Genomic DNA, 14,656 nt, shown 5'->3' on the forward strand with positions numbered 1-14,656 from the left:
CTTTTCCTCAAGATCTCACCGTTCTGTCGATCGATGGAATGCTAAGGATTGGGCAAAGTCTGGCTCAGCGCATTGCCGAGTTGAGACAAGTTGCAACCGCACTCTCCAAGCGCCATCGGACCTCGGGATGCGATTAGGCGTCATCCCCCTTCAACGGTAAAAACCGCGGCGCCACACGCGCCCGAACGTTGCCGTTCCCATCGATGCGATAAATCCCGCGCGCCGCGTTGTGCGGATGCTCGACCGCATCGGCCACGCTCAGCACCGGCGCGAAGCACGCGTCGCTGCCTTCGAGCAGCGCACGCCAGTGCGCGGACGGCTGCTGCGCGAACACCTCCGCGAAACGCACCTTCAACGCCGGCCAGCGCGTGCGATCGTACTGCGACGCCGGATCGACGTCGGTCAGCCCGAGCCGTTCGACCAGCAGCGCGTAGAACGGCGGCTCGAGCGCACCGATCGTCACGCATTCGCCGTCCGCGCAGCGATACACGTCGTAGAACGGCGCATCGTGGAACAGGCTCGGCTGCGCGCCATCGAGCTGGCCGTTCGCGCGCGCCCACAGCGCGAGCGAGCCAAGCATCGACACGATGTCGACGATCGCGCCGTCGACCACACGCCCCGCACCGCCGCCGCGCACGTCGAACAACGCGCAGACGATCCCGAACGCGAGCCCGAGCGCGCCGCCCGCATCACCGACGACGGTCGGCGGCACGCCCGGCCGGCCGTCGCGCGGCGCGGACAGCGACAGCAGCCCGGTCAGCGCGACATAGTTCAGGTCGTGTCCGGCGGCGGCCGCGAGCGGCCCGTCCTGGCCCCAGCCCGTCATGCGTCCATACACGAGCTTTGGGTTGCGGCGTGCGCAATCGTCGGGGCCGAGGCCAAGGCGTTCCATCACGCCGGGCCGCAGCCCTTCGATCAGCGCGTCGGCCTGCGCGATCAGCGCGAGCGCCGCGTCGCGGCCGGCCGGGTTCTTCAGATCGAGTTCGACGATCGACTTGCCTTCGCGCAGCAAGTCGCCGTCGCGGCTCTGCAGCGCGTCCGGCGCGCTCGTGCGGCCGGCCGGGCGCGCGATCAGCGTGATGCGCGCGCCCATTCCGGCGAGCATCCAGCCCGCGAGCGGGCCGGGGCCGAGACCTTCGAATTCGACGATATGGACGCTGGCAAGCGGTGCATCAAGCGACATGCGATTCTCCTGTCGACCCACGTTAGCGCTTTAGCGCTTACGTGGGTCCCATGCTTCGCGGTCGACCAGCGTTAGCGCTTTAGCACTTACGCTGGTCCCATGCTTCGCGGTCGACCCACGTTAGCGCTTTAGCACTTACGCTGGTCCCATGCTTCGCGGTCGATCACCGTGGGTCATCCCGCACTCCGACACGATGCGTTGCCGACCGGAATCCCTGCATCCAACAAAAAAATCCCTGCGCAGCGGTTCCGCTTCGCAGGGATCGGGGGCGAGGTCCACGCGCGCAGTCTTGCACGCTAAACCCGCCATACGTCAGAACGCATCCCCCGGCACACGCACCCAGCCTTCCATCAGCACGCGCGCGCTGCGGCTCATGATCGCCTTCGTGACAGTCCATTCGCCGTTCACGCGCTGCGCTTCCGCGCCGACGCGCAGCGTGCCCGACGGATGCCCGAAGCGCACCGCGTTGCGTTCGCCGCCGCCCGCCGCCAGATTGACGAGCGTGCCGGGGATCGCCGCGGCCGTGCCGATCGCGACCGCCGCCGTGCCCATCATCGCGTGGTGCAGCTTGCCCATCGACATCGCTCGCACCAGCAGGTCGACGTCGCCCGCATTCACGCGCTTGCCGCTCGACGCGACATAGTCGGCCGGCTTCGCGACGAACGCGACCTTCGGCGTGTGCTGACGCGTCGCGATCTCGTCGAGCGTGTCGATCAGCCCCATGCGCAGCGCGCCGTGCGCGCGGATCGTCTCGAACTTCTCGAGCGCCTTCGCGTCGCCGTTGATCGCGTCCTGCAGCTCCGTGCCCGTATAGCCAATCGCTTCCGCGTCGACGAAGATGGTCGGAATCCCCGCGTTGATCATCGTCGCCTTCAGCGTGCCGATGCCCGGCACGGCCAGATCGTCGACGAGGTTGCCGGTCGGGAACATCGAGCCGCCCGCGCCCTCCTCATCGGCGGCCGGGTCCATGAACTCGAGCTGCACTTCGGCGGCCGGGAACGTGACGCCGTCCAGCTCGAAGTCGCCCGTCTCCTGCACCGCGCCGTTCACGATCGGCACGTGGGCAATGATCGTCTTGCCGATGTTCGCCTGCCAGATCCGCACGGTCGCGACACCGTCGCGCGGCACGCGCGCCGCATCCACGAGGCCGCCGCTGATCGCGAACGGGCCGACCGCCGCCGACAGGTTGCCGCAGTTGCCGGTCCAGTCGACGAACGCGCGGTCGATCGCGACCTGCCCGAACAGATAGTCGACGTCGTGACCGGGCCGCGCGCTCTTCGACACGATCACCGTCTTGCTGGTGGACGAGGTCGCGCCGCCCATCCCGTCGATCTGCTTGCCGTACGGATCGGGGCTGCCGATCACGCGCAGCAGCAGCGCGTCGCGCGCGGCGCCCGGCGCCTGCGCGGCATCCGGCAGGTCCTGCAGCCGGAAGAACACGCCCTTGCTGGTGCCGCCGCGAATGTACGTCGCGGGAACCCTGATTTGAGGAATGTGAGCCATGTTTTGCGTTGTCCCTGTGTACCCCGGTCAAGCCGCCTGCGACGATTCGAGGAAGTCCTGCGCGAAACGCTGCAGCACGCCGCCCGCGTCGTAGATCGACACTTCCTCGGCCGTATCGAGCCGGCACGTCACCGGCACCTCGACACGCTCGCCGTTCTTGCGATGAATCACGAGCGTGAGATCGGCGCGCGGCTTGCGCTCGCCGATCACGTCGAAGGTCTCGGTGCCGTCGATGCCGAGCGTCGTGCGGTTCGTGCCCGGCTTGAACTCGAGCGGCAGCACGCCCATCCCGATCAGGTTCGTGCGGTGGATCCGCTCGAACCCTTCGGCGACGATCACCTCGACGCCCGCGAGCCGTACACCCTTCGCGGCCCAGTCGCGCGACGAGCCCTGGCCGTAGTCGGCGCCGGCGATCACGATCAGCGGCTGCTTGCGATTCATGTACGTCTCGATCGCTTCCCACATCCGCATGACCTTGCCTTCCGGCTCGACGCGCGCGAGCGAGCCCTTCTTCACCGCGCCGTCGACGACCGCCATCTCGTTGACGAGCGTCGGGTTCGCGAAGGTCGCGCGCTGCGCGGTCAGGTGGTCTCCGCGGTGCGTCGCATACGAGTTGAAGTCTTCTTCCGGCAGGCCCATCTTCGCGAGATACTCGCCGGCCGCGCTGTTCGCGAGGATTGCGTTCGACGGCGACAGGTGGTCGGTCGTGATGTTGTCGCCGAGCACCGCGAGCGCGCGCATGCCCTTCATCGTGCGTTCGCCGGCAAGCGCGCCTTCCCAGTACGGCGGACGGCGGATATACGTGCTTTGCGCGCGCCAGTCGTACAGCGGCGCCGCACGTTCGCCCGCATCGGCCGTGCGCGCGAACATCGGTTCGTAGACCTTGCGGAACTGCTCGGGCTTCACGCTCGACGCGACGATCGCGTCGATCTCCTCGTCGGTCGGCCAGATGTCCTTCAGCGTGACGGGCTGGCCGTTCTCGTCATGGCCGAGCACGTCCTTCTCGATGTCGAAGCGGATCGTGCCGGCGATCGCATACGCGACGACGAGCGGCGGCGATGCGAGGAACGCCTGCTTCGCATACGGGTGGATGCGGCCGTCGAAGTTGCGGTTGCCGGACAGCACGGCGGTCGCGTACAGGTCGCGGTCGACGATCTCCTGCTGGATCTTCGGATCGAGCGCGCCCGACATCCCGTTGCAGGTCGTGCACGCGAACGCGACGATGCCGAAGCCGAGCTTCTCGAGTTCCGGCAGCAGGTTCGCTTCTTCCAGATACAGCTCGACCGCCTTCGAGCCGGGCGCGAGCGAGCTCTTGACCCACGGCTTGCGCGTGAGCCCCTTCGCGTTCGCGTTGCGCGCGAGCAAGGCCGCGGCGATCACATTGCGCGGGTTGCTGGTGTTCGTGCAGCTCGTGATCGCGGCGATGATCACCGCGCCGTCGGGCATCTCGCCCGCCTTCTCTTCCCACTGGCCGGCGATCCCGCGCGCGGCGAGATCGGACGTCGGCAGCCGCTTGTGCGGGTTCGACGGGCCGGCCATGTTGCGCACCACGCTCGACAGGTCGAACGTCAGCGTGCGCTCGTATTGTGCGTGGTCCAGCGTATCGGCCCACAGGCCCGCCGCCTTCGCGTAGGTCTCGACCAGCTTCACCTGCTCGTCACTGCGGCCGGTGAGGCGCAGATAGTCGGTCGTCTGGCCGTCGATGAAGAACATCGCGGCCGTCGCGCCGTATTCGGGCGCCATGTTCGAAATCGTCGCGCGGTCGCCGAGCGTGAGGCTCGCGGCACCGGCACCCCGGAATTCCAGATAGGCGCCCACCACCTTTTCCTTGCGCAGGAATTCGGTCAACGCGAGCACGACGTCGGTCGCGGTGATGCCGGGCTGACGCTTGCCGGTCAGCTCGACGCCGACGATGTCGGGCAGGCGCATCCACGACGCGCGGCCGAGCATCACGTTCTCCGCCTCCAGCCCGCCCACCCCGATCGCGATCACGCCGAGCGCATCGACGTGCGGCGTGTGGCTGTCGGTGCCGACGCAGGTGTCCGGGAACGCGACGCCATCCTGCGCCTGGATCACCGGCGACATCTTCTCGAGATTGATCTGGTGCATGATGCCGTTGCCGGGCGGGATCACGTCGACGTTCTCGAACGCCTTCTTCGTCCACTCGATGAAGTGGAAGCGATCCTCGTTGCGGCGATCCTCGATCGCGCGGTTCTTCGCGAATGCGTCCGGATCGAAACCGCCGCACTCGACGGCGAGCGAATGGTCGACGATCAGCTGCACGGGCACGACCGGGTTCACTTTCGCGGGGTCGCCACCGCCGTCGGCGATCGCGTCGCGCAGGCCGGCGAGATCGACGAGCGCCGTCTGGCCGAGGATGTCGTGGCACACCACGCGCGCCGGAAACCACGGGAAGTCGCGTTCGCGCTTGCGCTCGACGATCTGCTTCAGCGACTCGGCGAGGATCGCCGGATCGCAGCGGCGCACGAGGTTTTCGGCGAGCACGCGCGACGTGTACGGCAGCGTGTCGTACGCACCGGGGGCGATCGCGTCGACCGCGGCACGCGCGTCGAAGTAGTCCAGCGACGTGCCGGGCAGGGGTTTGCGGTTGGCGGTATTCATGATGTGGGGCGGAATTCGGGGTAAGACGTTCCGCGCGCGCCGGCGGCCCGCATCAGGGGCGCCGGCGCGCGTGGCGGGCGTTTCAGCGCTTTTCGATCGGCACGAACTGCAGGTCTTCCGGACCCGTGTAGTTCGCGCTCGGGCGAATGATCTTGTTGTCGACGCGCTGCTCGATGATGTGCGCGCTCCAGCCGGACGTGCGCGAGATCACGAACAGCGGCGTGAACATCGCGGTCGGCACGCCCATCATGTGGTACGACACGGCGCTGAACCAGTCGAGGTTCGGGAACATCTTCTTCGCGTCCCACATCACCGCTTCCAGGCGTTCGGCGATGTTGTACAGCTTCAGGTCGCCCGCTTCCTTCGACAGCTTGTGCGCGACGCCCTTGATGACCTTGTTGCGCGGATCGGAGATCGTGTAGACCGGGTGACCGAAGCCGATCACGACTTCCTTGTTCTCGACGCGGCGGCGGATGTCGGCTTCGGCGTCGTCCGGCGAGTTGTAGCGGCTCTGGATTTCATACGCGACTTCGTTCGCGCCGCCGTGCTTCGGACCGCGCAGCGCGCCGATCGCGCCGGTGATCGCCGAGTAGATGTCCGAGCCCGTGCCCGCGATCACGCGGCCGGTGAACGTCGATGCGTTGAACTCGTGCTCCGCGTACAGGATCAGCGACGTGTGCATCGCGTCGACCCACGACTTCGACGGCGTCTTGCCGTGCAGCAGGTGCAGGAAGTGGCCGCCGATCGAGTCGTCGTCGGTTTCCGTCTCGATGCGCTTGCCGTTGTGCGAGAAGTGATACCAGTACAGCAGCATCGAGCCGAGCGACGCCATCAGGCGATCGGCGATGTCGCGCGCGCCCGGCAGGTTGTGATCGTCCTTCTCCGGCAGCACGGTGCCGAGCACCGACACGCCGGTGCGCATCACGTCCATCGGGTGGGCCGAGGCCGGGATCTGCTCGAGCGCGGCCTTCAGCGCGTTCGGCAGGCCGCGCATCGCGCGCAGCTTGGTCTTGTACGCCGCCAGTTCGGTCAGGTTCGGCAGCGTGCCGTGCACGAGCAGGTGCGCGATTTCCTCGAACTCGCACGATTCGGCGACATCGAGAATGTCGTAGCCGCGATAGTGCAGGTCGTTGCCGGTCTTGCCGACCGTGCACAGCGCGGTGTTGCCGGCCGTCACGCCCGACAGCGCCACCGACTTCTTCGGCTTGAATGCGCCTGCGGCGGCCGGTGCTGCTGCGTCTTTCGTCTCGCTCATGTTTCCGTTCTCCAGTATTCGGATTCGTATGTCGGGCCGCGTTACTTCTTGCCCTGCGCGAACAGCTCGTCGAGCTTGCGCTCGTATTCGTGATAGCCGAGGAAGTCGTACAGCTCGGCGCGGGTCTGCATCGTCGGCACGGCGGCCTTCTGCGTGCCGTCGCGGCGCAGCGTCTCGTAGAAGTTCAGCGCGGCCTTGTTCATCGCGCGATACGCGCCGCAGCAGTACAGCGCGATGTCGACGTTCGACTCGCGCAGTTCGTCGAGCGTGAACAGCGGCGTCGAGCCGAACTCGGTCAGGTTCGCGAGGATCGGCACCTTCACGGCGGCCTTGAAGCGACGGTAGTCGTCGAGCGTCTTCATCGCTTCGGGGAAGATCATGTCCGCGCCGGCTTCCACGTAGGCGATCGCGCGCTCGATCGCGGCATCGATCCCTTCGGCGGCGGCCGCGTCGGTGCGGGCCATGATCACGAACTGGTCGTCGGTGCGGGCATCGACCGCGGCCTTCACGCGATCGACCATTTCGTCGACCGGCACGACTTCCTTGCCCGGACGGTGGCCGCAGCGCTTCTGGCCGACCTGGTCCTCGAGGTGCACGGCCGCGACGCCGGCCTTGATGAACGAGCGGACCGTGCGCGCGATGTTGAACGCACCGCCCCAGCCCGTATCGATGTCGACGAGCAGCGGCAGGTCGGTCGCGTTGGTGATGCGGTTCGCGTCGATCAGCACGTCTTCCATCGTGCTGATGCCGAGATCGGGGATCCCCAGCGAATTCGCGGCGACGCCGCCGCCCGACAGGTAGACGGCCTTGAAGCCGACGGCCTGCGCCATCTTGGCTGCGTATGCGGTGATCGCGCCGACCACCTGCAGCGGCTGCTCGGCCGCGACTGCCGCGCGAAATTTCGCGCCGGCGCTCTGAAGATGCGTGTTGCTCATGAACGGCCTCCTGAAGGAATGCCCATTAACAGCAAGGACCGGGCCAGCTCGCGAAACGCCGCTAACCTACTGATTCTTAAGCAACCGGCCCGGGCGTTTCATTGCCCATCTGTTTCAATTTGGCAATTTCATGTTTCAAAAATGAAATCGCACGCGCATAATCGGTCGCCATGGACCTCTCCTCGACCAAGCCCGTCGGCCCGGCCGACCGCACGGTGCGCCCGCGCATCTGGGCGATGGGCATCAGCCGCCTGCGCGACCTGTTTCGCGAGATCGCCGGCGAATTCGACGAACGCGCCGACGTGCGCATCGTCACGCGCGCCTACGAAGACGCGCTGAGCGCGATCGCGGAGGCCGGCACGGCGCGGCCCGACGTGATCGTCGCGGCCGGCTCGAACGGCGGCTTCCTGAAAACGCGCGCGCAGGTGCCGGTCGTGGTCGTGTCGCCGACCGGCTTCGACGTGATGCAGGCGCTCGCCCGTGCCCGGCGCGACGCGTCGCGGATCGCGCTCGTCAGCGCCGGCGAGACGCCGCCCGAAGTGCGCCGCTTCGTCGCCGCCTACGGCCTCGACGTGCAGTTTGCGTCATATCAGTCCGCGCAGGAAGCGGAAGCCTGCGTGCACGACCTGCACGACCGCGGCATCGAGACGATCGTCGGGCCGGGCCTCGTCACCGATCTCGCGGCAAGCGCCGGCATGGGCGCGGTGTTCCTGTATTCGCACGCGTCGGTGCGCAAGGCGGTCGAGACGGCGCTCGAAGTCGCGTATGCGACGCACGCCGAGGCGTTTCGCCGCCAGCGGCTCGACACCCTGTTGCAGCACCTGCGCGACGGCGTGGTCGCGCTCGATGCGCGCGGTCGCGTCGAGGCGATCAACGAACGGCTCGCGTCGGCGCTCGGGGTCGAACCCGCGGCGGCCGTCGGCCGCGCGCTGGTCGATCTGCGGCCCGAGCTGCGCACGCTGCGCGGCGAGGACGGCGACGCGCTCGCGACCGTGCGCGGCGTGCGCTACGTCGTGCATCGCGGGCCGCTCGTCGATCGCGGCGTGACGTCGGGCAGCGTGCTGACGTTCCAGGAATCGCGCGCCGTCGAACGGCTCGACCGCGCGCTGCGCTCGCAGCCGAACACGCAGCAGTTCGCGGCGCGCTACGCGCTCGACGATGTGGTCGGCGCATCCGCACCGATGGCGCGGGTGCGCGATCTCGTGCGCCGCTATGCGAAATCCGATGCGACCGTGCTCGTGCTCGGCGAAAGCGGCACCGGCAAGGAAATGATCGCGCAGAGCCTGCACGCGCTGTCCGTGCGGCGCAGCTATCCGTTCGTCGCGATCAACTGCGGCGCGTTTCCCGAGGCACTGCTCGAGAGCGAGCTGTTCGGTTACGAGGAAGGCGCGTTCACCGGCGCGCGGCGCGGCGGCAAGACCGGACTGTTCGAAGCCGCGCACCGCGGCACGCTGTTTCTCGACGAAATCGGCGAGATGCCGCCGTCGCTGCAAAGCCGGCTGCTGCGCGTGCTGCAGGAGCGCGAGGTGATCCGCCTCGGCTCGACCGAGCCGATCCGCATCGACGTGCGCGTGATCGCCGCGACGCACCGGCCGCTGCTCGCGGCGGTCGAAGCCGGCACGTTCCGCGCCGACCTCTATTACCGCCTCAACATCCTCAACATCGGGCTGCCGCCGCTGCGCGAGCGCGCCGCCGACATTCCGGCGCTCGCCGCCACGCTGCTCGTGCAGGCCGCGCGGCGCGAGCAGCGGCTGGCCGAACGCGTGCGCGAGACCGGCGATGCGATGCGCGTGCTCGACGCGACGCAGGCGACACTCGCGCGCTACCGCTGGCCCGGCAACGTGCGGGAACTGCAGAACGTGGTCGAGCGGATCGCGGTGGAGCTGGCCGAGGAAGTCGACGAGAACGATCCGGGCGCCGCGTGCGCTGCGCTTGCGCCGGACGCGCTGCAGGCGATCGCGCCCGAGCTGTTCGCGGCGCCGCCCGATGCGGCCGACGCCGAGGATGTGCAGACCCTCCACGCGCGCCGCCGCCGCGCGGAAGCCGACGAGATCCGCGCGGTGCTCGACGCGTGCGGCGGCGACCGCGACCGCGCGTGCGCGATGCTCGGCATCAGCAAGACGACGCTGTGGCGGAAGCTGTCGGCGAAATAAGCTCGGGCGGGATGCACGCGACCGGGGCGTGACGCGCCGGGACGCACCCCGCCGTCAATCGGCCTTGTGATAGTGGCGGTACGCCTTCGCGCGATTGCCGCACGACGACATCGAACACCAGCGGCGGCTGCCGTTCTTGCTGTCGTCGATGAACAGCCACTGGCATGCGTCGTTCGCGCAGCGCTTGACCTTCGCGAGCCGCGCGCCGCCGAGCAGGTCGGTTGCCGACCACAATACCGGGCTCAACAGCCCGGCAAGCGTCGCGCCGGCTGCCCCGATCCGCCACGCATAGCCACCGTCGATCCGCGCGAGCGCGACCCGCGGCGCCGCTTCCGCCAGAAAACCGCCCAGCAGCGCGAGATCGCCGGGTTGCGGCTCGCACCGCTCGGCCTGCGCGTGAAAGAGCCGGTACAGCGCCTCGCGCAACGCGAGCGCCCGCGCCAGCATCGCCGGCGCGTCATCCGTCGTCGTCTCTTGTACGCGAACGCGACACGCATCGGCAAGGCCGGCCGGCACGCCCGCCTGCGCGCTGCACCACGCGAACAGGTCATCCAGCGTGCCGAAGGTTTCCGTCGGCACGTCGGCGCCGCGCCAGTAAAGCGTGTTCGCGAAATCGATGCTCAACGTTTCGGACGGCGCCGGAATCAGGCAGTCCGTCGTGACGGAAGGTTGCGTTTTGCTCATGACGCGATCGTATCTAACCACCATGCCGGTTGACAAGCGTCCGGACGGTTTCTAACATAACCATCATGGTGGTTACAAGACGGTTTGCTGCGCTGACTTCCCCCTTCAGTTCAAGCAGCCACAGATGATCGATCGCCTTTCATATGGAGTTATCCACACCGGCCGCGGCCGTGCGTTCTACGACAGCACGCTCGGCACGCTGCGCGACAAGCGGCTGGCATGGTGCTGGTGAGCAGGTTTGCTGCACTGACGTCCCCCCTCAGTTCAAGGAGCCACAGATGATCGATCACCTTTCGTTCGGCGTTGCCCACATCGACCGCAGCCGTGCGTTCTACGACAGCGCGCTCGGTGCGCTCGGCTACAAGCGGCTGTACAGCGACGACGGATCCCTCGGCTACGGCACCACCGAACCGGTGCTGTGGCTGCAGCGCGCGACGCGTCCGGTCGCCGCCGATCCCGATTCGGGGTTGCACGTGTCGTTCCGCGCGTCGTCGCCGGTGGAAGTCGACGCGTTCTATCGCGCCGCGCTGCAGCATGGCGGGCAGGACAACGGCGGGCCCGGCAAGCGCGAGCACTACGGCCCCGGCTACTACGCGGCGTTCGTCGTCGATCCCGACGGGTATCGGCTCGAAGCCCACTGCGAGCTGGACAACATCGTCTGATTCGCCGCGTCCGGACGCGGATGAACGACAAGGGCCCCGATTCCGGGCGATGCGGAATCGGGGCCCTTGTCTTCTTTTGTCTTTACTGCATCGAGGTTCGGTTCGCGACGGTCGCCCCCGGCGATCTTGCGGCGCGATCGGGCGGCGCGATCGGGCGGCAAGTCGGACAGCGCGGCCGGTGAGCGGCAGGTGAGCGGCCGGTTGCGCCCGCCCCCGGCCCGACCACCAGCCCGCGCCGCGCCGACGCTTATTGCGCGTTGCGCGTGCTCTGCAGTTGTTCGCCGAGCCCGTCGATCCCGAGGCGCACCCTCTGGCCGGCCTTCAGGAACACCGGCGACGGCTTGATGCCCATCCCGACGCCCGGCGGCGTGCCGGTCGTGATCACGTCGCCCGGTTGCAGCGTCATGCAGCTCGACAGATACGCGATCAGTTGCGCGACGGTGAACACCATCGTGCGCGTGTTGCCGTTCTGATAGCGGCGGCCGTCGATCTCGAGCCACAGGTCGAGGCGCTGCGGATCGGGCACCTCGTCGCGCGTGACGAGCCACGGGCCGATCGGGCCGAACGTGTCGAAGCCCTTGCCCTTGTCCCACTGGCCGCCGCGCTCGATCTGCCACTCGCGCTCGGACACGTCGTTGACGACGCAGTAGCCGGCGACGTAATCGAGCGCGCGTGCTTCGTCCACGTCCTTGCACGTCGCGCCGATCACGACGCCCAGCTCGACCTCCCAGTCCGTCTTCACGGAGCCCTTCGGGATGTCGATGCCGTCGTTCGGGCCGCAGATCGAACTCGTCCATTTGCCGAACACCACCGGCTCCTTCGGCACCGGCATGCCGGCTTCGGCCGCGTGGTCGGCATAGTTCAGACCAATGCCGATGAACTTGCCGACGCGTCCGACGCACGCGCCGATGCGCGGCTCGCCGGAGACGAGCGGCAGCGTGGCCGGATCGATCGCGCGCAGGCGCGCGAGACCGGTGTCGGACAGCGCGTCGCCGGCCAGATCCGGCACGTGCGCGGACAGGTCGCGAATCCGGCCGTCCGCGTCGAGAATACCGGGCTTTTCCTGGCCGGACGGGCCATAGCGAAGCAGTTTCATCGTGCTCAACCTCTGTTGTCGAATGTGACAGGATACCGGCCGACGCGGCCGCTTGCGGCCACGCGCCGGACTGAATGTCGATCGTCGATGACGCGCGTCGGCGCCGTATCCGGCAGGCCGTTCGACACGCGAAGCTCGCGCGGGCGCAGCGATCGCGGCGTCGCACCGAAGTGCGACGCGCATCGAGCGGGCGGCCGCCGGTCTGCGCATCGGCGACGACGGCCCGGCATCCGCGTCATGTGCCCGCCGGTGCCGGCGCGGCTTCATGCGCGGCCGCGCCGTCGCTGGCCCGCCACTCTTTGTACCATCGGCAGCGCGCCGTGAAATGGCCCGCGACGGATACCGACTATTGGTGCGCGTGCCGGCGTTGCATCGCAGCATCGGGACATGAATAGACAATATTCGTTGCGACCCTGTCATCGAAAACGACACTTGATCCGTTCTTGCTCGGTAACGATCGGTAAAAACACGCTGCATTGCACACTGAAAGTTTATTGCTAAGCTCGCGCGGTTGGCACTCACATCCGCATGCGGGCTTTCCGATTCCGCGTGCAACACCGGCCAGCGTGCGTCGCCTGCCGATCGGCAATCCCCGGACCACATAGCCATGATGCAAACGACCAATAACCCGCTTCCCGACAGCGACGCACGGGAGTCGATGGGCGCCGCCGATCGCTATCGCGCGCCCGCCCTCGACAAAGGCCTCGACATTCTCGAACTCCTGTCGGAGCAGAAGGAAGGACTCACCCGTACCGAGATCACGAAGGAGCTCGGCCGCAATGCGAGCGAGATCTACCGGATGCTCGAACGTCTCGTCGCACGCCGCTACGTGATGCGCTCGAGCGGCGGCGACCGCTACACGCTTAGCCTGAAACTGTTCGCGCTCGCGCACCGCCATCCGCCGATGAACCGGTTGATCGCCGAAGCCTTGCCGCTGATGCAGCGCTTCGCCGAGGCCGCCGAACAGTCGTGCCATCTGACCGTCTACGATCGCGGCAACCTGCTCGTGATCGCACAGGTGGACGGGCCCGGCCCGTGGGGCGTATCGGTGCGGCTCGGCTCGCGCGTCGGGCTCGCCGATACCGCATCGGGCCGCGTGATGCTGTCGTTCCAGAGTGCCGAGCAGCGTGCTCACATGCTTGCCGAGCATCGCAAGGTCAAGGGCGAAACGCCGATGAACGAGCAGGAACTCGCGCACGCGTGCCAGTCCATCCGCCAGTCCGGCTACGTGCGCCAGGACAGCCGCCAGGCTTACGGCGTCACCGACCTCAGCGCGCCGCTTCTCGGCCCGTCCGGCCATGCGATCGCGGTGCTGACCTGCCCGTACATGCGCCGGATCGACGCGCACATGGCGCCGTCGGTCGACGTGGTCGTCGCGGGGCTGCGCGATACGGCCGGCCAGCTGTCGATGTGCCGCGCGGAGACGTGCTGAACGCGCGACGGCGCCGAAGCGGGTCGGCCCGGCGGACGAGCGATCCTGCGTTCGAGCGCGTCAGGCGTTCATCACGCTTGTGCGCGCAGGTCGCGCAAGCACACCGGGGCGTTCGGCGACACCGCTGCGGTGTGCGATGCGCAGCAATTTCGCGAACGCCCGCAGCGGCATTCGGCAGACCATTGCCGGCTGCGCGAGCGCTGCGCCCCCGGCGCTACGCTAAAATAGCGGCCCTCTCAAAAACTACGGCGGCCGGCTGTCGCGGGCGCCGTATCCGATGGATGTCATGGCCAAACTTCTGAACGATCAAGAATTCCAGCGTTTCTCCGAACTTCAGCAGAAGCAGGCAAGCTTCACGATCACGCCCGAGGAAGCGGACGAGCTGCGCGATATCGTCGCGCGCGCGCAGCAGAAGCGCGACGATCGTGCCGCGGCGATGCTGGCGATCGAGAACTACATCGAGCAGTTCGACATCACGCCCGACGAACTCTTCTCGCCCGAGCAGATCGGCGACGCCGCGCGCACCTACGGCCTGATCACGGCCACCAAGAAGGAGCGCACGCTGCCGCCGTCGATCACGTTCAACGGCAAGCCGTACCAATGGACGAAGACGCTCCCGGACGACGTGCGCGGCGCACTGTTCGACGCGTTTACGTCCGGCGAGTCGGTCAAGCGCTTCATCGCCATGCCGAAAGACACCGCACGTTGCGCACTGACGATCGCCCGCCTCGAGCGTGAAACCGGCGGCGTCTATGCCGACGCACACCTCGAGGAACTCGCGATTTCGCGCGACCAGGTGAACGACGCGGCGGCGAAACTCGCTGCGTAAGCACTGCCGCGGGCACGGTTCATGCGTGCCTGCACCGGCGCGCACGCCGGCCAAGGCCGGCGCCGCGCGTGCCGGAGCGCTGCGTCCGCAAGCTCCCGAAAAACCTCACCTTCACCTCCCGTAAGCGCTCACCATCACGTCCTGGAAAAGCTCACCTGAAGCTCCCGGAGACGCTCACCAATGCGTCCCGAACGTCCTCACCAAGGCCTCCCGCAGACGCTCACCAAGCCCTCCTGGAAAGGCTCACCAGGGTTTCCCGCAAGGGCTCACCGGCAGTTCCCGGGAAGGCTCACCAAGCGCTC

11 protein-coding genes are annotated in these 14,656 nt (G+C 67.7%); 4 read left to right on the plus strand and 7 right to left on the minus strand.

All coding sequences use genetic code 11. From position 1 onward, the window contains the following. Positions 1-133: 133 nt before the first annotated feature. From ACTJKF_RS17405 to prpB, 5 genes are all read right to left on the minus strand, one after another. The gene (locus ACTJKF_RS17405; protein WP_440624736.1) at positions 134-1,183 is read right to left on the minus strand and encodes a CaiB/BaiF CoA transferase family protein; all 1,050 of its coding nucleotides are present in this window, start codon (positions 1,181-1,183) and stop codon (positions 134-136) included. Positions 1,184-1,495: 312 nt separating this feature from the next. Further along, the gene (gene prpF / locus ACTJKF_RS17410; protein ID WP_440624737.1) at positions 1,496-2,686 is read right to left on the minus strand and encodes a 2-methylaconitate cis-trans isomerase PrpF; all 1,191 of its coding nucleotides are present in this window, start codon (positions 2,684-2,686) and stop codon (positions 1,496-1,498) included. A gap of 27 nt (positions 2,687-2,713) precedes the next feature. Next, on the minus strand, positions 2,714-5,308 hold the full coding sequence (acnD, locus tag ACTJKF_RS17415; protein ID WP_440624738.1) for a Fe/S-dependent 2-methylisocitrate dehydratase AcnD: 2,595 nt from the start codon (positions 5,306-5,308) through the stop codon (positions 2,714-2,716). Positions 5,309-5,390: 82 nt separating this feature from the next. After that, the gene (gene prpC / locus ACTJKF_RS17420; RefSeq protein ID WP_440624739.1) at positions 5,391-6,563 is read right to left on the minus strand and encodes a bifunctional 2-methylcitrate synthase/citrate synthase; all 1,173 of its coding nucleotides are present in this window, start codon (positions 6,561-6,563) and stop codon (positions 5,391-5,393) included. 41 nt (positions 6,564-6,604) lie between these two features. Continuing rightward, entirely contained in the window at positions 6,605-7,498 is an 894-nt protein-coding gene (gene prpB / locus ACTJKF_RS17425; RefSeq protein WP_440624740.1) for a methylisocitrate lyase, read from the minus strand. Positions 7,499-7,668: 170 nt separating this feature from the next. Here prpB and prpR point away from each other — a divergent pair, with 170 nt between their 5' ends. Further along, positions 7,669-9,651: a propionate catabolism operon regulatory protein PrpR gene (gene prpR, locus ACTJKF_RS17430; RefSeq protein ID WP_440624741.1), complete on the plus strand. Its 1,983-nt coding sequence runs from the start codon at positions 7,669-7,671 to the stop codon at positions 9,649-9,651. Between the two features lie 54 nt (positions 9,652-9,705). Here prpR and ACTJKF_RS17435 read toward each other — a convergent pair whose 3' ends face one another. Beyond that, positions 9,706-10,359, minus strand: a complete 654-nt coding sequence (locus ACTJKF_RS17435) for a CGNR zinc finger domain-containing protein (protein ID WP_440624742.1) — start codon at positions 10,357-10,359, stop codon at positions 9,706-9,708. Positions 10,360-10,613: 254 nt separating this feature from the next. Between ACTJKF_RS17435 and ACTJKF_RS17440 the strand changes: the two genes are divergently transcribed. Next, positions 10,614-10,997: a VOC family protein gene (locus tag ACTJKF_RS17440; RefSeq protein WP_440624743.1), complete on the plus strand. Its 384-nt coding sequence runs from the start codon at positions 10,614-10,616 to the stop codon at positions 10,995-10,997. Positions 10,998-11,244: 247 nt separating this feature from the next. Here the strand turns inward: ACTJKF_RS17440 and ACTJKF_RS17445 are convergent, their stop codons facing one another. Beyond that, entirely contained in the window at positions 11,245-12,093 is an 849-nt protein-coding gene (locus ACTJKF_RS17445; RefSeq protein WP_440624744.1) for an ureidoglycolate lyase, read from the minus strand. Positions 12,094-12,700: 607 nt separating this feature from the next. Between ACTJKF_RS17445 and ACTJKF_RS17450 the strand changes: the two genes are divergently transcribed. Then, positions 12,701-13,525, plus strand: coding sequence for an IclR family transcriptional regulator (locus ACTJKF_RS17450; protein ID WP_440624745.1), 825 nt, complete (start codon positions 12,701-12,703; stop codon positions 13,523-13,525). 277 nt (positions 13,526-13,802) lie between these two features. Continuing rightward, positions 13,803-14,354: a hypothetical protein gene (locus tag ACTJKF_RS17455; RefSeq protein WP_440624746.1), complete on the plus strand. Its 552-nt coding sequence runs from the start codon at positions 13,803-13,805 to the stop codon at positions 14,352-14,354. The last annotated feature ends 302 nt before the right edge of the window (positions 14,355-14,656 follow it).

The sequence above is a fragment of the Burkholderia sp. 22313 genome (assembly GCF_052045245.1).
Lineage (GTDB): Bacteria > Pseudomonadota > Gammaproteobacteria > Burkholderiales > Burkholderiaceae > Burkholderia.

What these genes read in the sequence shown, in the direction of transcription:
- ACTJKF_RS17405 (WP_440624736.1), bottom strand. Translation starts at nt 1,183, where the DNA reads ATGTCGCTTGATGCACCGCTTGCCAGCGTCCATATCGTCGAATTCGAA.
- prpF (WP_440624737.1), bottom strand. Translation starts at nt 2,686, where the DNA reads ATGGCTCACATTCCTCAAATCAGGGTTCCCGCGACGTACATTCGCGGC.
- acnD (WP_440624738.1), bottom strand. Translation starts at nt 5,308, where the DNA reads ATGAATACCGCCAACCGCAAACCCCTGCCCGGCACGTCGCTGGACTAC.
- prpC (WP_440624739.1), bottom strand. Translation starts at nt 6,563, where the DNA reads ATGAGCGAGACGAAAGACGCAGCAGCACCGGCCGCCGCAGGCGCATTC.
- prpB (WP_440624740.1), bottom strand. Translation starts at nt 7,498, where the DNA reads ATGAGCAACACGCATCTTCAGAGCGCCGGCGCGAAATTTCGCGCGGCA.
- prpR (WP_440624741.1), top strand. Translation starts at nt 7,669, where the DNA reads ATGGACCTCTCCTCGACCAAGCCCGTCGGCCCGGCCGACCGCACGGTG.
- ACTJKF_RS17435 (WP_440624742.1), bottom strand. Translation starts at nt 10,359, where the DNA reads ATGGTGGTTAGATACGATCGCGTCATGAGCAAAACGCAACCTTCCGTC.
- ACTJKF_RS17440 (WP_440624743.1), top strand. Translation starts at nt 10,614, where the DNA reads ATGATCGATCACCTTTCGTTCGGCGTTGCCCACATCGACCGCAGCCGT.
- ACTJKF_RS17445 (WP_440624744.1), bottom strand. Translation starts at nt 12,093, where the DNA reads ATGAAACTGCTTCGCTATGGCCCGTCCGGCCAGGAAAAGCCCGGTATT.
- ACTJKF_RS17450 (WP_440624745.1), top strand. Translation starts at nt 12,701, where the DNA reads ATGATGCAAACGACCAATAACCCGCTTCCCGACAGCGACGCACGGGAG.
- ACTJKF_RS17455 (WP_440624746.1), top strand. Translation starts at nt 13,803, where the DNA reads ATGGATGTCATGGCCAAACTTCTGAACGATCAAGAATTCCAGCGTTTC.